The sequence below is a fragment of the Planococcus notacanthi genome (assembly GCF_030407825.1).
Taxonomy (GTDB): Bacteria; Bacillota; Bacilli; order Bacillales_A; family Planococcaceae; genus Planococcus; species Planococcus notacanthi.
The window spans coordinates 1,013,003-1,033,779 of record NZ_JASDCQ010000001.1 but is presented as its reverse complement, the minus strand read 5'-3'; the positions used below and the strand labels follow the sequence as shown (position 1 = coordinate 1,033,779).

The following is a 20,777-nucleotide window of genomic DNA, read 5'->3' as shown; positions in this document are numbered from 1 at the left end:
GGAACGGAAGGGGATTGGGAGATATGATTGCACCATTAACACCGCTCGATTGGAAGCGCAGAGCCATCAAGTATTATCCGGAGAAAGTGGCCGTTATCGATGAAGAGAAAACGTTTACATACAAGGAATTCGGGGACCGGACTGACCGGCTGGCTTTTGCGTTGCATCAATCAGGCGTCCAGCAAGGCGACCACGTCGCTGTTATGCTGCCGAATACCCATTATATGCTGGAATGCTTTTACGGCATCTGCCAAATGGGAGCGGTCATGGTGCCGCTCAATTACCGGTTGACCGCCAAAGACCTGGAATACATCATCAACCACAGCGATGCGAAGACTTTGATCGTTGATGCCGAATTCGGCAAATTGATCGAGGAGATTCAGGACAAGCTGCCGATTGAGAAATACGTCGTGGTGGAAGTGGATGGCCACGAGTCGAAGATCAATGGCGTAACGTATGAAGACTTTATTGAAGTGGATCGTGATTTCTTACTTCCGGAAGTGAGGATCGACGAAAATCAGATGCTGACGTTGAACTACACGAGCGGGACGACATCCAATCCGAAGGGGGTCATGCTGACGCATCGCAGCAATTACTTGAACGCTGCGAACTTCCTCTATCACTTGAAGGTGGAGCACGATGACGTCTACCTGCATACCTTGCCAATGTTCCACGCCAATGGCTGGGGCGGCGTCTGGGCGATTACCGCAGCTGGCGGTACCCATGTCTGTCTGCGGAAAGTCGATCCGCCGCTGATTTTGGAACTGTTTGAAACGCATAAGATTTCTGTGTTGTGCGGAGCGCCGACCGTCGTTAATATGCTGGTCAACGAACCGAAAGCGAAAACCATCAATATCACCACCAATCCACGGATGGCAACAGCCGGTGCACCGCCAGCTGCTGCATTGATCGGCAAAGCGCAGGAACTATTGGGCTTGAATATGATGCATGTGTACGGGTTGACGGAAACGTCGCCATTTATCCTTTACAACGAATGGAAAAAGGCATTTGATGACAAAACGCCGGAAGAACAAGCGACCATCAAAGCACGTCAAGGAATCGAACTGGCATTTAACGGCGAAACCAAAGTCGTCAACCAGGAAGACGGCAAAGAAGTCGAATGGAGCGGCAAGGAACTGGGAGAAATCATCACCCGCGGCAACGTTGTCATGAGCGGTTATTACAAAGATCCGGAAAAAACCGCGGAAGCGATCAAAGACGGCTGGTTCTATACAGGAGACTTGGCTGTAACCTATCCCGACGGTTATATTGAAATCCAGGACCGCATCAAGGACATGATCATTTCTGGAGGAGAAAATATCTCTTCGACAGAAATCGAAGGCGTGCTTTATAAGCATCCGGATGTCTTGGAAGTGGCTGTCATCGCAGTTCCAGACGAGAAGTGGGGAGAAGTGCCGAAAGCCATCATTGTCCTGCAGGGAGGGGCAAACGTCACTGAACAGGAAATCATCGCTTATACGCGCGACAATATGGCGCATTTCAAAGCACCGAAATCCATCGAGTTCGTCGAGGCGCTGCCGAAGACTGCAACAGGCAAGCTGCAGAAGTTCCGCTTGCGTGAAATGTACTGGAACGGCCCGAAAAAAGTAAATTGATCGGGTTGAATGAATAAACCAAAACGTCCGCAACTGCTGAAAAGCAATTTGTGGACGTTTTTTCGTTCTCAGAACATCTTTAACATAGCTATGGTTAAATAGAATAAACAAGTAGTTATAAGCGTAAGGGAAAAGGAGGGACGAGATGACTCAGTATTCATAAAGAAGCGGCTCATGACTAGAGACATATCCTAAATGACTGAGGAATCAGTTCCTATTAATGGGCGCTCTTGATTTAATATGTGCTCATGGAGTAAGGTCGCCCTTAAAGGCTATTTGTCCATTACTAAAATGAATAATAATGAATAAAAATATTATGTACAAAGAGAGGTTTTCGAATTGAATAAAGAAATCATTAATTATTGGGATGAATTTCGAAAAAGTCAAGATCCAACATTGCCAGTGGAAGTGGAAGCTTTTCAATTTGGAGCGGATGCAGATTGGTTAGCGGAATTGGTTATGGATGGCAAGAAAACGGCTACTTGTTCAGCTCATGTGTTGTATGAATTGGAAGGCGAGGCAATACCTCACGTTGGCCAGTACAATATCGTTCTCAATTCAAAAGAAATGCCTGTTGCTGTTATCCGTATCACGGACGTCTCTTTGGTTCCGATGAACGAAGTGCCGGAAGAATTTGCGCTGGCAGAAGGCGAAGGAGATTACGATTATTGGTGGACCGCTCATAAGCAGTTTTTCAGCCAAGAGTTGGAAGTACACGGTTTAAGTTATGCAGAAAATCTTTTGCTTGTTTGCGAACGAGTTGAAGTTGTTTATAAATAGAAAGTCATCATTATTTATATCAAAAAGGGGGGATAGAAATGGACAAAAAATTAGCAATATATATAGGTTTTGGCGCTATTATGGGTTTCTTTTTTGGGGGAATCTGGCAAGCCATCGCAGCAATGGCTTTGATCTATATTGCATTGCGTATGGATGAGCTGATAAAAGCTTTGACCGAGAGATCTTAAGCAGCCGTTGATTTGGGAGATATCAATTAAATAAGCAGGCATCACAGAAAAATGCACCTGAATAAATGAAGCATTCCGTTATTTTGGAGCTCCATTTATTCAGGTGTTTTTCTGTTTTAAGTATATCCAAAAACGTGCCGATTTAGGAAAATGACAATAAGGTGTTTTTTATTATAAATGTAATTAACTACTTAAGGATTTATTTCAAAATCAAAAACCGCCACCAAGAACTAAAACGAAAACCAAAAAATACAACAGAGAAAACGCAAAAATGTTCTGCTTTTCCTTAAAAAATAAAGAGGGAGTGGGTCATCCAGCGGCGAATAGAGGACTTAAGTTATTGCCGACAAGAAAAAGAGGAGGAAGGAACATGGGAAAAGTATATTTCGGCATGATTGTTTCGCTTGATGGGTTTATTAACGACCGCCATGGCAAGATAGACAAGCTTTACGAAACCTACCAGCCGCATTATGAATTTCCGGGTGCTGTCGTCATGGGGCGCAATAGTTTCGACATGGCCAGTGATCCGGATGGCTACGCTGACCACTATGAGTTTCAAGTGCCCTTGTTTGTATTGACCCAACAGCCGCCGGAAAAGCATCCGAAAGAAAACGGCCAATTGACTTTCACTTTTGTGACCGATGGCATTGAATCGGCCATCAGCCAGGCAAAGACAGCTGCAAGTGGCAAAGATGTACTGGTGTTTGGAGCAAATGTCTGCCAACAGCTGCTGCAGGCCAATATGGCTGATGAGCTGCAGATCTGTTTCGCCCCTGTACTGCTGGGGAAAGGAACACGGTTTTTTGAGCATTTGGAAGACCTCGACATTCAGTTGAAAAAGATTCGCACATACGTTGATGACGAGCAAGTAGAGATTTGGTACAAAATCAGGCAGCAAACAAACTAACATCAATCGCTATTCATTCATGCGGACATCCGCATACAATAGAACGGAAGTGAGGATCATTCGAAAAATTGAAGCGGGGTCGGCATTGGTTTATTTACGCGAAGATGTTCCCCTTAAACAAGAGATTGATGACTGGCGTGGTGTGTATGCGCAAAAAGCTTCACGAATTAGCGGAGTGCTTGAATACCGGCAGCACCATTTTGATCCAAATCAAACCGGTCTTTGGCCAAAGCTGGCTGGAGTCGATACAGCAATCAGCTCTCTACACCGAATTGACGGGATAGAAGAGTATGTATTAAAAGCCACAGCGGCTAAACAGCACCGGAAACTGACCGAACTGTATGAAGAAAAGGTATTTGCTGAAACGATTTATTTTCAAGCCACTTTGAAAAACAGCCGAACGCTGCGGCATCCCACTCGCCAGTCACCGACAGGGTATCGGCAAATTGTGCTGATCCGCCGAAAACCTTCCGTCCGGCTGAAGGATTTCCGGTCATATCTTACCAAGAGTCTGGCACCTTCACTCAATGCAGTATCCGGATTTTCAGAAGTCCGTTATCAACTTTTTGAACCTGCCCAAAAGGAACGCCAGGAGTATGAAGCAGTGCTGGTTCTTGGTGCGGCTGATGCCACCGCATTTCAAAAAGCGCTCTGTTCAACCGCTTTTTTGGCGACACACGAAGAACAAGTAATATACTGTGCAGCGATGCATGCTTACCCGGTTGCCGGATCCTATGTATTTGCCAAAGCCGGCAGGGCGACGCTTCCGCAAATCAAACCCGAACCAAAACCAGCTCTTGAGCCTGTGCGCCGGAAACTGCCTCCGGCTCCACCGCGTGCTGCACAAAAATCCAGTCGGACACCTTTTCCGCATGCCTGGCGCATTCCGCTCAGCGGCTTTGGTCCGGAAGATGTCGTCATTGACGAACAAGGCCGTATCCTTTGCGGTGTAAAAGATGGGCGCATTTTGCGTATCGATCCGGAACGGCATCTTGAAGAAACCATTGGCGATACCGGCGGCCATCCCTTAGGTCTGGAACTGTTGGCGGATGGGGGTTTGCTCATATGCGACGCACACAAGGGATTGCTTCGATTAAATATAGAGACGGGCGAGATTGAAACACTGGTCCACTATGTCAACGGGTTTCCTCTCCGTTTTTGTTCCAATGCCACAGCCGAAAAGAATGGCACGATTTGGTTCACGGAATCCAGCAGCCGCTATGACTTCGAGCAGTATAGGGGCGCCTTGATGGAACACCGTCCGTCCGGGCGGCTATTCAGGCGGGATCCTGATGGATGCGTGGAAATCGTTCTCGAAGGCTTGCATTTCGCCAATGGCATCACGCTGACTACTGACGAACAAGCAGTGATCTTTGCGGAAACGGACGGCTACCGGCTCAACCGGCTATGGATACGTGGAGCGCTTACCGGAAAACGGGAAATCCTGGCCGCTAATTTGCCGGGCTTTCCGGATAATGTCTCCCGTATCGGGAACGGCATGTTCTGGGTGGCTATGATGACGAACCGCAATGCTGTTTTGGACCGTTTGGGCACTGCGCCTGCGTTGTTGCGCAAGCTTCTGTGGCGAGTCCCTGAAAGCCTGCAGCCAAAAGCCGCAAAAACAGCTTGGGCCATGCTTTTTGATGAACAGGGAAACTGCCTGCTCGACCTGCAGAGTTCGTCAGTGGATTATCAAGCCGTGACCGGAGTGGCGGAGTCGCGTGGCATGCTGTATTTCGCCAGTATTGAAGAAGATGCACTATTGGCAGTGGAAATGCCTACTTTTAAAAAACAATAGGTCTTTTCAGTTTATGACGAATCTTTATCTTAAAATGGCGGAAAAAAATGAGCAATTAAAGCTATTGTTTTGCAGCACCTGTTACACCTGCGGGCTGAATATTGTATAGTTAATAAGGATTTAACTAGAAGCGAAAGGTGTTATCTGAATATGTTGCAAAACCCCACAGGAAAAAAGCGGCTCGGACTTGCCTTGATCCTCAGTATGCTGGGCATTCTAGCGCCGCTGAATATCGATATGTACCTCCCCGCTTTTCCGGCCATCGCAAATGAACTGGACGCACATGTTTCGCTTGTCCAGCTCAGCTTGACGGCTTGTCTGATCGGACTCGCCGCCGGACAAATCGTTGTCGGACCATTCAGTGATGCGGTCGGCCGGCGCAAACCATTGATCATCTCGGTGATCTTGTTTGCGCTGTCGTCAGTACTCTGCGCAGTGGCCCCGAACATCGAAATGCTGATTGCTGCACGATTTATTCAAGGGTTTACCGCGTCAGGCGGGGTGGTCCTTTCAAGAGCGGTAGTCAGTGATGTCTTTACCGGCCGTGAACTGACGAAATTCTTTGCGCTGCTGATGGTTATTAACGCAGTCGCTCCCATGGCCGCACCAATTGCGGGCGGCGGCATTCTGGCTTTGCCGTTTGCCGGTTGGGAAACCATCTTTTATTTTCTCGGCTTGCTCGGTGTCATTATGGTGGTTGTGGTCATCTTCCGGCTGCCGGAAACATTGCCTCCGGAAGACCGGATGCCAAGCTCCATCGGGCATTCCATCCGGACGATGGGCAGCCTGTTTAAGGAGCGCCCGTTTATCGGCTATGCCCTCGTGGTCGGCTTAGTCCACGGCGGCAGTTTCGCTTACGTTGCTGGAACACCTTTTGTCTATCAGGAGATTTACGGCGTTTCGCCCCAAACTTTCAGCGTACTGTTTGGGATCAACGGAATCGCGATGATCATCGGGAGCTTTATCATCGGCAAGTTCGGCGGCATCGTTTCCGAGCATCGGCTTTTGCAGGGAGCAGTCGTTGTCGCATTTACTGCAACTTTGGTGCTTCTGGTTATGACAATCATTGAAGGACCGCTTGCTTCACTGGTTACGTCGATTTTCATTTACATGATCGCAATCGGCATGATCTTCACCAGTTCGTTCACTTTGGCTATGAAAGGCCAGGGCCATCGGGCAGGGAGCGCCAGTGCGGTCGTGGGCATGCTGCCGTTGGTTATCGGTTCCATCGTATCGCCTCTAGTCGGCATCAACGAAACATCGGCTGTTCCGATGGGTGCGATCCTGTTCGGCACGTCCGTCCTTGGCATGCTTGCCTTTTTCGGACTGACGGGACATAAGCAGAAAATAGCATTGAATAAAAAATAAGCGTTATTCAGGTCAATATGTGATTTGCTGAAAAAACCAGGAGCGGAAAAGATTTCTTCCACTTTTGGTTTTTTATTGTCTATTTATGCCTGAGTAAGCGTACTTTTCAAGCATTTGCCCGTATTTATGCTGATCTTTGGAAACTTTTAATCATCTATTTCGTTATTATTGGAGTATACCAATTTTCCGTCAATCGATTGATTAATTGGGAAAATCTTATATGAGAAGAATTCGCTTGTTATGAACTCATCAATGGAAACCAATAACGACAGCAGTTACGCTGATGAAGTCTATACATATGAAAAAAATGATTACGCCAGGTTTTAAAAAAGCTGCGAGTGCAGTGAGTAAGTTCACATAGCCATCGATACAATATGAGTTTGATGGAGAAAAGAGATACATCGATCGTGCAGCAGTATGTCGTGTCCACTTTTAGAAGAACACGATGAGCAATGCACTGAGTCGATTACATTATCCTACATACACCAATTCCTTTGAGTGATTCATACAGCTAATTCTTCACTATACTATTTTGAGAAGGAGCGGAATATTTATGAACGATTCAAATCACGTTACACCTGAGCAAGCGATAGTCGGCTTGCTCAGCGGAAAGAGCAGAGAGAATCCATTTGTGGTATTTGAACAGATCAGACAAACTGGATCCGTTGTACAGTTGCCGTTTCCAATGGGAGAAACGAACAACAAAGCTTGGGTTGTTACGCACATGGAAGAAGCACTGAAAGTGCTCAAAGATCAAGAACACTTCTGCGTGGATCCCACGTCCATTGATAAGAACAGTACGATTAAGCAATCGTTAACCGGAAGTTCCGATTCGACCGGTTCTGATATGTTCTTAACGAATTCCTTAAACGCTATTGACCAGCCGGACCATAGACGGTTGCGCACACTCGTCTCCAAAGCGTTCACACCGAGGTACATGGAGGGGCTGCGTCCGCGTATTCAAGAATTGGCAGATGAATTACTGGATCAGGTACAAGATCAGGGAGAAATGGACTTGGTAAAGAATTATGCCAATCTTTTGCCGATTAATGTTATTTCGGATATGATCGGCGTCCCTAAATCAGATCATTCATTAATCCATAAATGGTCGGAGGGAATTGCAAACGGTCTTGGTGTAGGGACGGTTGATCCAAAAACTGCTGAAAACTTAAAAGACTTCGGCGATTACATCAAACAGCTTACGGCAGACAAACGGAAGCAACCTTCCGATGATTTGATCAGCCAATTAATCTCAATTGAAGAGCAGGGAGACCGCCTCGATGAAGAAGAGTTGATCTCGCTGGTTCAACTGATGATTTTTGCGGGCCATGAGACCACTTCGACCTTAATTTCTACCGGCACCTTACTGTTGCTGGACCATCCCGAGCAATTGGAGATGCTGAAGGCAGATCCAAACCTGATACCAGGGGCGGTGGAGGAATTATTGCGTTACCATGGCCCTTCAACAACTGCAGGACCCCGGTATGCTCTTAAAGATCTCGAGCTTAAAGGGCAGCAGATTAAAAAAGGAGACATGATTTTTCCTTTACTGAAAGCAGCAAACCGCGATGAGCAACAGTTTGAACGTGCAGAAGAACTGGATGTTACGCGCACCATTAAGCGCCATCTTGCTTTTGGTCAAGGCGTCCATATGTGTTTAGGTGCACCTCTCGCCCGCGTGGAAGGAACTATTGCATTTGCGACACTGTTTAAGCGCATGCCAAACCTGCAGCTTAGCATTCCGCGGGAGGACGTGAGCTGGAAATTTAAGCTAGCCGCTCAAAGCCTGTCCTCTCTTCCGGTGAAATTTTAAGCAGGAGACTTTTGTTAGCCAAACTTTCCGAATTTCAACTTAAGACAAGCAAAGAATTGCTGCGAATAAAAATAGAGTTATTCAGACAAGAAAATAAGCAGAATTAAAACAGGAGCGGATGAATTTTCTTACGCTCCTGTTTTTTATTTTATTGACGAGTCAGACCGATTGTATTTCATATTGCCATTAACTTTAACTATTTCCATTTATTTTACTTTTAATAGTATGATTGGACTGCTGGAACCGATATAATGGTAGGAGTGATTTTTAACAAAGCTCTTGGAGGGAATACCTGAATGAAGAATCTATTCAATTCACGAAAAGTGAACTTGGCTACACTATTTACCTCTCTTGTTGCTGCTTCAGTTGTACTAACCTTACTGATTCTTACAATTTCGTCCTATCAGTCCGACAAGGAGTCTTTGACTGATACCTATCTTTCTTTAAATTATTCCAAAGCTGAAAAAATGAGCCAATCCGTGGAATCCTTGTTTGGTTCCATGAGAACCAATTTGGAAACCACCGTCCGTTTTTTGGAAGCGAATGAAAATTTGAGCGATGAAGAGATTCACGAAAGCTTAGAACTTCTGCGGGTGAGCAGCGGTTATTTCAATTCCCTTTCCTGGATAGACGAAACGGGTGTGATTCGAGCGATTAGTCCAGTCAGTATTGGAATAAAAGGAGAAACCATTGCGCCTGGGCTGTCAAAAGATGCCTTAGATGCAAGAGAGCCCAGTCTGACTAGCCCTTATACAGGGTTATCCAACCGGTTGATCCTGTTGATGAGTCAGCCTATTTACTCGAAAGATGGTACATACAGGGGAATGATTGGCGGTTCAATCTTTCTTCAGGAAGAAAATGTGTTGAATCAATTGCTTGGAAATGATGCCGTGGAGCAAAATGGCTCTTACTACTTTGTAGTGGGACCAAAAGGAACCTTGCTGTTTCACCCTGAGCGCAACTTAATCGGAGAAAGCGTTTATGAAAATCCAGTTGTCCGCAAATTAACACAAGGAAAGAGCGGCATGGAGCACGTAACCAATACAAAAGGAGTTCCTATGCTTGCTGCTTATAGCCATGTTTCCGAACCGGGATGGGGCATCGTTCAGCAAACTCCTTATTCATTTTTGCAGTCTTCGTTAATTGAACAATTGCTGCAAATGCTCAAAAACATGTTATTGCCGTCTTTATTCCTCCTGTTGCTTTCGGTATTTATTGCGCGAAAATTGGCTGCCCCTTTTACTTATTTAGGCAATTTGGTGGACCAATTAGCAGAAGGGAAGACCGTGTCCCAGCCGCTTAAAGAAACGCTGATAAAGCCTCATTGGAACCGGGAGGCCGATCTGCTGACGAAAAGTGTCGCTGTTGCTTTTGAAACACTCGAAAGGAATAACCAACGGCTCACGGAGTCTGCCCTAACAGACACGCTGACCGGGTTACCCAATCGAAGAAAATTGGATGAAGTGCTGACTGAATGGTCCAGCGAGGACCGGATTTTCTCTTTGCTTGTCTTGGACATTGACTACTTTAAGTCGATCAATGACTCCTATGGCCATCAAAAAGGGGATGAGACCTTAAAAGAGCTGGCAGCCGTTGTTCAAGAAATCATCCGGCCAGAAGATTATTGTTTCCGCTATGGAGGAGAAGAGTTTGTCCTTCTTCTACCGGAAACCAATCGTTTAGCAGCCTATCAAACAGCGGAACAGATTCGGAGAAAAATCGAAAAGACCTCATTAATTCCCGACAAAACTGTCACGGTTTCAATCGGAATCTCGGAATTTCCGACACAAACCCGATCAATGGCTGAACTTTTTCAGAAGGCGGATCAAGCATTGTATAATTCAAAATCCGAAGGAAGAAACCGAATTACGATTTCCGATGTGCCTGGATGAACGATTCGGCTGAACCTGCCATATAAGCATACTGATCAACAGGAATGAGTACCGGCAATCTCGAATTGCCTTGCTTATAATTTCAAGAGGAAAAGCAGCGGACAGCACCGTAGCTTTTCCTCTTTTTTCTTTTTTTGAAAAAGTACTTGAATTATTTATATCAAAGAGATATGATTTAAATCGTAACCATTACTATTTAAAGGTTGAACTTTTAGCATTTCATGATGAAAGGGATGGATAAATGGAGAACAAAATACCGATAACTGTATTGAGTGGTTTTTTAGGCTCAGGAAAAACTACCTTGCTGAATCATATCCTGCACAATCGTGATGGGTTGAAGGTGGCTGTGATCGTGAATGATATGAGCGAAGTAAATATTGATGCTTCATTAGTGAAACAGGGAGGGTTTTCCCGTACAGATGAAAAATTAGTGGAAATGCAGAATGGCTGTATTTGCTGCACGCTTCGGGAAGATCTGATCATGGAAGTCGAGAAACTGGTGAAGCTGGGAGACATTGAGTACATTGTCATCGAATCTTCTGGAATCAGTGAACCGGTTCCGGTTGCCCAAACCTTTACGTATGCGGACGCGACCATTGGCATCGATTTGTCGGAGATCTGCAGGTTGGACACGTTGGTGACAGTGGTTGATGCTAACAGGTTCTGGCAGGATTTCGCTTCAGGTGAAACTTTGCTTGACCGAAAAGAAGCCGCAACGGAAGACGATGAACGGGAAATTGCCGATCTGCTGATTGACCAAATCGAATTCGCCAATGTGCTGATTTTAAATAAGACAGACTTGGTTCCGGAACAGAAAGCAGAAGAACTGAACACAGTCCTGAAAACCCTCAATCCCGCGGCAAAAATTGTGCAAACCATACATGCAGAACTCGAATTGGCCGAAGTGCTGAATACCAAGTTATTTGATTTTGAATCGGCCAGTCAAGGGGCAGGGTGGATTAAGGAATTGAATGAAGAACATGTCCCAGAGACGGAGGAATATGGAATTGCATCGTTTGTCTTCAGAAGCCAACAACCTTTCCATCCAGAACGATTGATGAACTGGATCAGGGAATGGCCGATTGAAGTCATTCGCGCCAAAGGATTTTTATGGATTTCTACACGCAGCGAGGCTGCTGTTTTACTTTCACAGTCAGGTCCTTCCTTAAGCATTGAAAGCGCTGGGGCCTGGGATGAAGAGTACGGAGTGAAGATGACGGAATTAGTCTTGATCGGCATCAGGATGGACCAACAGGCAATTACGGACTCCTTGACGGCTTGTCTGCTTACGGAAGAAGAAATAAGACAGGATTGGATAAGTTTTTTTGATCCGTTGCCCGCTTTTTAACTTGAAGATTATGGATTGGAGGAATGAAAAATGAGAGTCAATATTACATTAGCCTGCACTGAAACCGGTGACCGCAATTACATAACGACTAAAAACAAGCGCACCAACCCCGAACGCCTTGAAATGAAGAAATACAGCCCGCGCCTCAAGAAAGTGACGTTGCACCGGGAAACCAAATAAGTTCGCTAGCCGGCTACACATCATCTGTATTTTTGGTAAGATGAAGGAGGAAACCAAATGGCTAAAAAATCTAAGGTAGCGAAAAATAATAAACAACGCAAACTCGTCATGCACTATGCAGAACTGCGGAAACAATTGAAGGAACAAGGGGATTACGAAGGTTTAAACAAATTGCCGAAAGACTCTGCAGCAACCCGTCTGAACAACCGCTGTGCTTTAACGGGGAGACCCAGGGGCTACATGCGGAAGTTTGGCTTGTCCCGCATCGCTTTTCGGGAACTTGCGCATAAAGGGCAGATTCCAGGGGTAAAAAAATCCAGCTGGTAATCCTAGATAATCCTGGAGTTGCGATTGAATCTATAGGGAAGCGGATCAAGGAGGTGTGGGAAGTGAACGAACGGTTAATGGAATTTTTATTGAGAAGTGAGGTAGCGAAACTCTCAGAAAAAAAGAGGCGCCTCTATCAATTCGTGATTGATTCAGAAGACAGTTTGGCTCAAAAGGCCAATACAGCCGATGAATTCCGACAGCTTTTGGTGCAGCATTCCCCTTACGATTTGGCAGCAAAACGCTTCAATTTGTCTTATGACCAACTGCTTCAATCAATGAATGACATTGAAACAGAACTGAATGAAAAAATAAGCATTCGATGCAAAAAAGTGAAATGGATCGATTATTCCAATGCTGTTAGTCAATCCTCTAACAAGGATGACAATAAACGAGTGTTTTTATTTCTTAACTAAACCGGGTTCGATTTAGGAAGAAAATAGTGAACATGATCGACGCTGTTTAACAACAAAAAGAGAGAAGAGGCTATTGGAGCCCATCTTCTCTCTTTTTGCATGAATCGTGAAATGTGGCCGCTCAGGAATGAAAAGATGGAAACTTGTAGAAAAATGAGTTTCCATCTATATTGAAAGCAGCCGATTAATCAAGTTGTGGCTGCCTGTTGCAGAAATGCTTCAGTCGAGTGAACTTCCGCATACATCCCTTGGAGTGCACCGACAAACGCATAATGAACCTCTTTAGCTGAAACGACTTTATCTTGATATGCCAACTCTTTTGTTGCGCAAGCATCTTCAATCAACGTTGTTTCATAGCCCAAATCGACAGCCGCACGGACCGTTGCGTCGATGCACATATGTGTCATCATTCCGGCTACGACGATTTTGGTTATGCCTTTTTCTTTTAATTGGCTTTCCAATTCTGTTTGCAGAAAGCTGTTCGCGAAATGTTTAACAATAACCCTTTCGTGTTCCAACGGCTGAACCGCTTCATGGATGTCAATGCCTTCTGTCTCTGGAAGAAAGAAGCCCATTGCAGGGGAACTTGCTATATGCTGAACATGAATAATGTTTTCTTTCTGGTTTTCTCTGAACCATTCCAGAATTTTAGCCGCATTGGCAGCTGCGCTTTCAGGATTGCTCAACTCCATCTTTCCATTTGGAAAATAGTCTTTTTGAATATCGACAAGTATTAATGCTGTGCTCATTTTTCCACCCCGTTCATCGTTTTTCCTACATGTTCATCATATACAGAATCTATATTATTATCGATAGGCTGATGAATTACTTTGGCCTTATATCATTTCACCATGAAAGGAATCGACTATGGAACTCAACAATATTGATTTTCAAATCCTCCGCTTACTGTCAGAGAACTCACGGATTCAATGGAAAGACTTGGGCGAAAGAATCCATATGACAGGACAGGCAGTAGGCAACCGCATCAAAAAACTGGAGGACAATGGAGTCATCAAAGCTTATTCGCTGATAATTGATGAAATGAAGCTGGGATTTTCTTATACGGCATTCATGATCATTTACATGAAAACAACCAACCATGAGAAGTTCAACGACTTTATCAACGAACGACAAGAGGTGGTTGAAGCGCACCGGGTATCGGGGGAAGGCTGCTACCACTTAAAAATAAAATTGGCTTCTCAAGAACAATTAAATCTTCTCTTGAATGCCATTCTCGATTATGGGAATTACACTTTGTACCTGTCCATTAAAGAGATCAAACAACGAATTTCAATAGTTGATTCCAAATAGTTCCGTTTTTACTGTCCGCATATTAGCATAAAAATGACTAACTTTACATAATCTATATATAAAAGACTGAAATCCTTGTTTAATCAAGAATCTCAGTCTTTGCTAATTCTTGGAACTTTTCTTTCGGTTTTTTTCGAAGCTTGTACAGTTTACTTGGCGGTCATGTTCGAGATTCTAATGGGTAAATGTTTATTTATTATGCATTATTTCTTTAATCAAATACAGTTGGCTTTGTCGGGTTTCGTTCAAATTCGAAGAGCAGTTGAAGCTGTGATTCCACATTTCGGTTCACTGACAATTCGGGCAAACCGTCTTCAGGAAAGAATTCCACGCCCTTTGTTTCTACCCCATTCGTCGCTTCGCCACCCACGATTTCACATTGAATAAAGAGCTTGTAATAGTGAAAGGGCTGAGGGGGGTGGGGATGCTTGTTCATATCCAATAGGGCCAGCATTTTTGTCGGAACCACAACGAAGCCCGATTCCTCTTGGATTTCTTTGGCAATATTTTCAGCAGGCGACAAGCCGACGTCACAAAAACCCCCGGGCAAAGACCACTTATTGTCGATGTTTTCCCTCACCATGAGAATTTTCCCTTGGTGGAAGACTGCTCCCCGCACGTCCATTTTGGGCGTCTGGTAGCCTTTTTCAGCAGCAAACAGATCTTTGATTTTTTGCATTTCTACGCCTGTATGTTCCTCCATGATCTCCACGCTGATTTGCCTCAATTCTTCAAATCGCTCTAAATCGAAGACATCTTTCGAAAAAGTCAGCCCCGATTGGGAAAGCGACTGGATGCGCTTGGCCCATTCCAACCATTTAAGACTCATAAAGAGCATCTCCCTCTTTATAATAACCACCATCCTTGGCTTTCAAAAATTCACTTTATAAAATAAATTAGCACTTATTAGTTTGAATTGTTTGCTTATTCATTATCCTATAGAAGTTCTCGTGGTTTTTCCATTCAATTTAATTCCATTTGAAATTATTTTGTGCCTGGCACCCAAATAATTTTTCCGGGTTTTTTACGTTTTATTAATTTTATGTAATTTTTCGTAAATAACGTTGACGAGGAGAAAAGCGTTCGGTAAAGTTTAAGAAGAGAATAGAAAAAAATGTAAATTAAATTAACAAAATACTAATAATTTACAAAACTCATTGGAGAAAGTCAGATAAACAAAACTAACGGGCAAACAGAAACAATTATACAGAAAAGAGGAGGACGACAATACGATGGACAAAAGAATATGGAACAAATCAGCAAAGGCACTATTATCGGTAGGTTTAGTTGCGAGCCTGTGGTTGCCTGGTTCACAAATGATGGTTCAAGCAGCTACACCAGCAAGTGATCTTTTTATTTCGGAATACATTGAGGGCAGCAGCTTGAACAAAGCAATCGAAATTTACAACGGGACAGGCGCTTCAATAGAGTTGAGCCCTTATTCAGTAGCGTTGTATGCAAATGGCAGCACATCAGTGAAAAGTGAAATGGCGCTATCCGGTACTGTTCCAAGCGGTGAAACGCTAGTCCTTTATCATAGCGATGCAGACTTGGTAATCCAGAGCAAAGGAAATCTACCAAATACCAGTGTTATCAATTTTAACGGAGATGATGCATTAGTACTGGAAAAAGACGGGGCACCTATCGATTCGATTGGCCAAGTAGGCGCGCGCATTGAATACGCGAAAGATGTCACGCTGGTCCGCAATCCGGATATTCAGGCTGGCGACAGTGCAATGGATGATGCATTCGATCCTTCGACTGAATGGATTGCGTATCCTATTAATACATTTGAGCACCTGGGGAACCATACGATGAATAAGTATGGTGAAACACCAGTTCCGCCAAAGGAAAATAAGGCTCCCGCAACAACGAAGGTTTTTGCTGGCGAACAATTGAGTACAGGTGATAGCTTACAGTATGACCTGACTGAATATTTCTCCGATCCTGAAGGACAAAGTCTTTCATTCTCATCGACTAAAGGGACGATAACCGAATCGACGTTGACACTTAGCTTGCCGGAAGGTTCTCATATCGTCGGCGTGACTGCAAGCGATGGCAATCAAAGCGTCACACAGTCATTTTCAGTGTCCGTGTCTGCAGAAGCTACTGCCACAGATGATTATTATGAAGCAGCGAATGGTTTGCAGGGGACGGCGTTAAAAGCGGAACTCCATGAAATCATCGATAACCACCGTCAACTCAGCTATTCACAAGTGTGGGACGCATTGAAAATGACAGATGAAGACCCGAACAACCCGAACAATGTCCTCTTGTTGTATAACGGTGAGTCGCGTTCAAAATCTTTGAACGGCGGCAATGTCGGCGACTGGAACCGTGAGCACACATGGGCGAAATCTCATGGCAGTTTTGGAACGGCGATGGGGGCAGGTACCGATATCCATCATTTGCGCCCGACTGATGTACAAGTGAACGGATTGCGCGGCAACCTGGACTTTGATTACGGGGGCACAGCAGTAAGCGGCTGCGATGGTTGCTTGCGCACAGCTACTTCTTGGGAGCCACCGGATGACGTAAAAGGCGACGTGGCCCGTATGCTGTTTTACATGGCAGTCCGCTATGAGCCAGGCGATGCGGTGGACTTGGAATTGAACGACTCTGTGAATAATGGTTCAACGCCTTACCACGGCAAAATTTCCGTATTGCAGGAATGGCACGCGCAGGATCCTGTCAGCACTTGGGAACAGCAGCGCAACGAAAAAGTCGAAAACATCCAAGGTAACCGCAATCCGTTTATTGATCATCCAGAATGGGCCGAATCGATTTGGTAATAGTTTTGCCATTCCAAATAAAATGAAAATGGAGCGAGGAGTACGGTTTTTAATAGGAACCGATTACATATTTTAAACAAATGATGCCCTTTCAGCCGGAATGAGCTGAAAGGGCATTTTTTAGGCCGTTCTATTTACTTGCTTACTTTTTCGCATATTCTTCTTCCCATACCTGATTTAAAACTTGGCTGAATGCTTCAACCGGCTGCGCACCGGAAACCGCGTATTTATTGTCGATTACGAAGAAAGGGACACCTTGCACACCGACTGCACGCGCCTCAGAAATATCCTGCTCCACTTTTTCAGCGTTCGTTTGATTTTCCACGATTTTATAAACTTCAGCGCCGTCAAGACCGACTTCTTCTGCCAGACGGACGATGGTTTCGGTATCGCTCAAAATTTCGCCTTCTGTGAAATGCGCTACGTAGGAACGCTGGAAGAATTCATTTCCTTTTCCCTGTTCTTTTGCATATTGGAAAATCCGATGTGCGTCAAAAGTGTTAGCCAATTTCGCTATGTCGTAATTTATATCAACTCCTGAGCGGGTTGCCGAATTTGCTACTTGTTTAAGCATAGCTTCAGCCTGTGCTAAAGGCATGCCTTTCATATTCGCTAAAGTCTCGACATAATCCTTTCCGGACACATACTCTCCATCCGGCATCAGCTGAAAGCTTTTGTATTCAATGCTGACGTCATCCGCATGTTCAAATTTCTCCAATGCTCCGTTCAGATGGGCTTCGCCAATAAAGCAGAACGGGCATACAAAGTCTGACCAGATCGTTATCTTCATTTTTCATCCTCCTTATTTTGGTCAATCGGTCCGCAGATTCCTGTTTGGACATCACAGGCAAATCCAGTGGACTCCCCAAAATCAATTAGCTGAAATCCATCAATGTCCTGTCGTGTATGTTTTGATACAGCCTGTTTTACTGCTGACGTTTCGTTTTTCATTTCTTTACCCATTCCATAACCCTCCTCTTAAAGTATGTTTATCATTGATGGTAAAGGAAAAGGCAGACATATTCTAATAATTGGATCGGTGTTGCTGAAATGTGCAGTTTGCGCAGGATTTACCTTCTTTCTATCTTCACTTTTTTTCAAATTTCTTTCGCAAGCAACCGTTTTTCTGTTTAGTAAGCTCCACAATGGTGGTATAAACTTATTAAAGAGCTGAATGCCAACAAACAGTGACGGGTACCAAAAGATGCAACAGATTTGTACAAGCACCACCTATATGCTTGCCCCACAGCCAAGGGGGAGTAGCTGGAGGAAAACCTCTTTCACAATCGTCAGGACATGATGATGCGTCATCATCGGTTGTGATGGCAGATACGAATGCTCAGCGAGACCTTTGCCTAATTATTTAGGCATGGGTCTTTTTTGTTTGAAAAGAAGGAGGAAACTGCAATGGAAGTGATGGTCCTGCAATATGCGTGGATTCTGTTGGTGCTGGTGGGTCTGGAAGGATTGCTTGCGGCAGACAATGCAGTGGTCATGGCGGTTATGGTCAAACACTTGCCGAAAGCGCAACAGAAAAAAGCCTTGTTTTATGGGTTGTCGGTGGCGTTCCTGTTTCGGTTCCTGGCGCTTTTTGCGATTACGCTGCTCGTCAATGTCTGGCAGATCCAGGCACTCGGCGCGCTGTACCTGTTGTTCATCGCGGCCAAGCACATTTACGATCAGCGGCAACAGCCGGGGCTTGGGCCGGTGGTTGAAAAACCCCGCAGCCGATCAGGGTTCTGGACCACAGTCTTGAAGATTGAGGTTGCAGACATCGCGTTCGCGGTGGATTCAATGCTGGCGGCTGTGGCGTTGGCTCTAACGCTCCCTCCTTGGGGGGATTTCACCATCGGCGGCATCAATGGCGGTCAATTTACCGTCATGATCGCGGGAGGCTTGATCGGGGTCATCATCATGCGCTTTGCGGCCCATAAGTTTGTCCAGCTGTTGGAACGCTATCCGCAGCTTGAAACCGCAGCCTTCGTTGTCGTCGGCTGGGTCGGCGTGAAATTGGGTGTATTGACCTTGTCCCATGAAAAGATCGGGATACTGCCGCACGATTTCCCGCATTCCTTGCCGTGGACAATAATCTTCTGGTCGGTCATGCTCGGCATTGTCGCAGTGGGTGCTTGGATGGGGAAAAAACAGAACGACCGAGATGCCGCGAAGTAGCTGAAACCGTTTGCCGCTGGACTGGTTCTGCGTGGTAAACTGGAAGTAAGAAAATTCAGTGTCCTAAGAGGTGAAGCGGCATGAAAAGCATGGGATTACTCAAAGCACTCCGTCTGACGCACAGCGCACGGGCGTTCACTCAAGAACAGCTCCATCACCTGCAGCAAGAGCGCCTGATGCATCTGGTGCAGCACGCCAGACAGCACAGTCCGTATTTTGCAAAACGGCTCTTGCCAATCAGCGGACCGATTCAGTTATCTGACTTGCCTGTTACCCACAAGAAAGATCTGATGGCGAATTTCGATGATTGGCTCACCGACCGCTCCGTCTCCAAGCAGGATGTGGAACGTTTTATGGAAAACCCGGACAACATCGGACGGAAACTGAACGGCCGCTACTTGGTCAATACGACGTCCGGTTCTACGGGGCATCCGGCGATTGTCTTGTATGACAAGACCACGATGAATGTTGTCTCGGCGCTTGCGGTGCTGCGAGCGGTCGCCAAGCGGGAAGATTTGAAGGCATTCCTGAAGAACGGCAAGCGCACAGCCGGATTGTTTGTCGACGGGGGCTTTTACCTCGGCAACGGCACCGTCCGCATGAATCAGCGGCGCATGCCTTGGAAAAAAGACCAGATCATCATAGATGTGCGGCAAGACACCGACAGCATCGTCCGCCAGCTGAATGCGTTCCAGCCCGCGCTTCTCGGCGGCTACCCGACGGCACTGGAGTTGCTGCTGCCGGAACAGCGGAGCGGCAAGCTGGCCATCTCTCCGGTACTGATCATGGCGGGCGGTGAACACTTGAGCGACGAATTGCGCAGAGAGCTCAGCGAAGCGTTCGGCTGCACCGTCCAATCGACTTATGCCTCTACGGAAGCGGGCACCATCGCCTGTGAATGCCGGGAAGGGCGCTACCACCTCAACGAAGACTGGCTGATCGTAGAAGCGGTGGACGCGGAATTCCGTCCGGTCGCTGACGGGCAGCAAGCGGAACAGCTGCTGATCACCAATTTATTCAATTTGACGCAGCCATTCATCCGCTACGTACTGACGGACCGTGCCATTATTCATAGCGACCCATGCCCGTGCGGCAAAAAAACGCGGTGGATTGAACTAGAAGGGCGCACCGATGACATTTTGCCATTTTCCGGTGGCCAGCGTATCGCACCGCTCGCCTTGCAGTCCGTGCTATCGAAGGTTAAGGCCATCGAGCGCTTCCAATTGATCCAGCGGAATGAAGACACCCTTGAACTCCGCCTGCAGGCACAGGACCCGGAACAGGCATTTCACGAAGCTGACGAGAAACTGCAGGCGTTTTTTCAACAACAGGGAATTCACGTCCGTGTGACTCTCGCCAAGGAAATGCCTCAGGCTCATCCGAAAAGCGGGAAATTCAAACACATCTACCGTTATCCGGCCTATCCGCCCGAACCGGTGGAATGAACGGAAAAGAGAGGGAGGCTGCACATGAAGAAGTTTTTTGGTTCCTTGTTTGGCGGTTTGGTCCTCGGTTTGCCTTTGGCTTATTGGTGGATCGGCTATGACAGCATCACTTACAGCCAATTCAATCTTGCCGGAGTCGACGAAGTCATCGTCCGGGAAATGGATTTCGACTTCGTCTTTTACGCTTCGTTACTGGTCGTGGCGATTGCGGCAGCCCTTTTCATATTCTGGAGCTGGGTGGAGAAAAAAAAGCGAAGAACGTTTTTACCGCAATGATTCCGGCAACTCGAAATAAGTCCAAGCGCTCCATTGCTGGCAAGTGGCAAAGGGTGCGCTTTTTTCATGCCTGACGTTTAACTCTCCCCGGCTAGAGGTATGTGCAAGAGAAAAGGGGTTGCGCCCCAATTGTTGAAAGCGAGGGATG

At 45.9% G+C, this 20,777-nt stretch carries 21 protein-coding genes and 1 pseudogene; 18 read left to right on the top strand and 4 right to left on the bottom strand.

The genetic code is table 11. The annotated features are described in order from the left end of the window. Positions 1–23: 23 nt before the first annotated feature. From QMA01_RS05015 to QMA01_RS04960, 12 genes are all read left to right on the top strand, one after another. Entirely contained in the window at positions 24–1,616 is a 1,593-nt protein-coding gene (locus QMA01_RS05015; protein WP_290214453.1) for a long-chain-fatty-acid--CoA ligase, read from the top strand. A gap of 339 nt (positions 1,617–1,955) precedes the next feature. Continuing rightward, positions 1,956–2,396: an ASCH domain-containing protein gene (locus tag QMA01_RS05010; protein ID WP_290214452.1), complete on the top strand. Its 441-nt coding sequence runs from the start codon at positions 1,956–1,958 to the stop codon at positions 2,394–2,396. Positions 2,397–2,434: 38 nt separating this feature from the next. Next, entirely contained in the window at positions 2,435–2,584 is a 150-nt protein-coding gene (locus tag QMA01_RS05005; RefSeq protein WP_191715712.1) for a hypothetical protein, read from the top strand. Positions 2,585–2,954: 370 nt separating this feature from the next. Beyond that, positions 2,955–3,491, top strand: coding sequence for a dihydrofolate reductase family protein (locus tag QMA01_RS05000; protein WP_290214451.1), 537 nt, complete (start codon positions 2,955–2,957; stop codon positions 3,489–3,491). An 85-nt stretch (positions 3,492–3,576) separates the two neighbouring features. Next, positions 3,577–5,289 carry an SMP-30/gluconolactonase/LRE family protein gene (locus QMA01_RS04995; RefSeq protein ID WP_290214450.1) on the top strand — a complete coding sequence of 571 codons (1,713 nt, stop codon included), beginning with the start codon at positions 3,577–3,579 and terminating at the stop codon, positions 5,287–5,289. Positions 5,290–5,439: 150 nt separating this feature from the next. After that, a complete protein-coding gene (locus QMA01_RS04990) occupies positions 5,440–6,657 on the top strand; it encodes a Bcr/CflA family efflux MFS transporter (RefSeq protein WP_290184852.1) in 1,218 nt (405 codons plus the stop codon). A 553-nt stretch (positions 6,658–7,210) separates the two neighbouring features. Then, on the top strand, positions 7,211–8,470 hold the full coding sequence (locus tag QMA01_RS04985; protein ID WP_290184850.1) for a cytochrome P450 family protein: 1,260 nt from the start codon (positions 7,211–7,213) through the stop codon (positions 8,468–8,470). Positions 8,471–8,766: 296 nt separating this feature from the next. Next, positions 8,767–10,362 carry a sensor domain-containing diguanylate cyclase gene (locus QMA01_RS04980; protein WP_290214449.1) on the top strand — a complete coding sequence of 532 codons (1,596 nt, stop codon included), beginning with the start codon at positions 8,767–8,769 and terminating at the stop codon, positions 10,360–10,362. A 241-nt stretch (positions 10,363–10,603) separates the two neighbouring features. Further along, on the top strand, positions 10,604–11,710 hold the full coding sequence (locus tag QMA01_RS04975; RefSeq protein WP_290214448.1) for a GTP-binding protein: 1,107 nt from the start codon (positions 10,604–10,606) through the stop codon (positions 11,708–11,710). A gap of 30 nt (positions 11,711–11,740) precedes the next feature. After that, the gene (rpmG, locus tag QMA01_RS04970; protein ID WP_191715706.1) at positions 11,741–11,890 is read left to right on the top strand and encodes a 50S ribosomal protein L33; all 150 of its coding nucleotides are present in this window, start codon (positions 11,741–11,743) and stop codon (positions 11,888–11,890) included. 57 nt (positions 11,891–11,947) lie between these two features. Next, positions 11,948–12,217 (top strand): 30S ribosomal protein S14, encoded by a 270-nt coding sequence (gene rpsN, locus QMA01_RS04965; protein ID WP_191715705.1) that lies wholly within the window; start codon positions 11,948–11,950, stop codon positions 12,215–12,217. A gap of 62 nt (positions 12,218–12,279) precedes the next feature. Further along, on the top strand, positions 12,280–12,633 hold the full coding sequence (locus QMA01_RS04960) for a hypothetical protein (RefSeq protein WP_191715704.1): 354 nt from the start codon (positions 12,280–12,282) through the stop codon (positions 12,631–12,633). 188 nt (positions 12,634–12,821) lie between these two features. On the opposite strand, the gene QMA01_RS04955 is transcribed toward QMA01_RS04960, so the two are convergent. Next, entirely contained in the window at positions 12,822–13,382 is a 561-nt protein-coding gene (locus QMA01_RS04955; RefSeq protein WP_290214447.1) for a cysteine hydrolase family protein, read from the bottom strand. Positions 13,383–13,500: 118 nt separating this feature from the next. Between QMA01_RS04955 and QMA01_RS04950 the strand changes: the two genes are divergently transcribed. Further along, positions 13,501–13,944, top strand: a complete 444-nt coding sequence (locus QMA01_RS04950; protein ID WP_290214446.1) for an Lrp/AsnC family transcriptional regulator — start codon at positions 13,501–13,503, stop codon at positions 13,942–13,944. A 211-nt stretch (positions 13,945–14,155) separates the two neighbouring features. Here the strand turns inward: QMA01_RS04950 and QMA01_RS04945 are convergent, their stop codons facing one another. Beyond that, complete coding sequence (locus QMA01_RS04945) at positions 14,156–14,773, bottom strand: NUDIX hydrolase (RefSeq protein ID WP_290214445.1); 618 nt, start codon at positions 14,771–14,773, stop codon at positions 14,156–14,158. Positions 14,774–15,176: 403 nt separating this feature from the next. Here QMA01_RS04945 and QMA01_RS18205 point away from each other — a divergent pair. Continuing rightward, positions 15,177–15,596 (top strand): annotated as a pseudogene (locus QMA01_RS18205) (lamin tail domain-containing protein); the annotation flags it as partial. A gap of 336 nt (positions 15,597–15,932) precedes the next feature. After that, complete coding sequence (locus tag QMA01_RS18200) at positions 15,933–16,736, top strand: endonuclease I family protein (protein ID WP_422766034.1); 804 nt, start codon at positions 15,933–15,935, stop codon at positions 16,734–16,736. 142 nt (positions 16,737–16,878) lie between these two features. Here QMA01_RS18200 and QMA01_RS04935 read toward each other — a convergent pair whose 3' ends face one another. After that, positions 16,879–17,526, bottom strand: coding sequence for a DsbA family oxidoreductase (locus QMA01_RS04935; protein WP_290214443.1), 648 nt, complete (start codon positions 17,524–17,526; stop codon positions 16,879–16,881). After that, positions 17,523–17,699, bottom strand: coding sequence for a hypothetical protein (locus QMA01_RS04930; RefSeq protein ID WP_290184836.1), 177 nt, complete (start codon positions 17,697–17,699; stop codon positions 17,523–17,525). Before QMA01_RS04930 ends, QMA01_RS04935 begins: the two co-directional genes overlap by 4 nt. 444 nt (positions 17,700–18,143) lie before the next feature. On the opposite strand from QMA01_RS04930, the gene QMA01_RS04925 reads away from it, so the two are divergent. The 3 genes from QMA01_RS04925 (at position 18,144) to QMA01_RS04915 (ending at position 20,629) form a co-directional block, all read left to right on the top strand. Then, entirely contained in the window at positions 18,144–18,908 is a 765-nt protein-coding gene (locus QMA01_RS04925; RefSeq protein ID WP_290214650.1) for a TerC family protein, read from the top strand. A gap of 185 nt (positions 18,909–19,093) precedes the next feature. Then, the gene (locus QMA01_RS04920) at positions 19,094–20,353 is read left to right on the top strand and encodes a phenylacetate--CoA ligase family protein (RefSeq protein ID WP_290214442.1); all 1,260 of its coding nucleotides are present in this window, start codon (positions 19,094–19,096) and stop codon (positions 20,351–20,353) included. A 24-nt stretch (positions 20,354–20,377) separates the two neighbouring features. Next, positions 20,378–20,629, top strand: coding sequence for a hypothetical protein (locus tag QMA01_RS04915; protein ID WP_290214441.1), 252 nt, complete (start codon positions 20,378–20,380; stop codon positions 20,627–20,629). Positions 20,630–20,777: the final 148 nt, after the last annotated feature.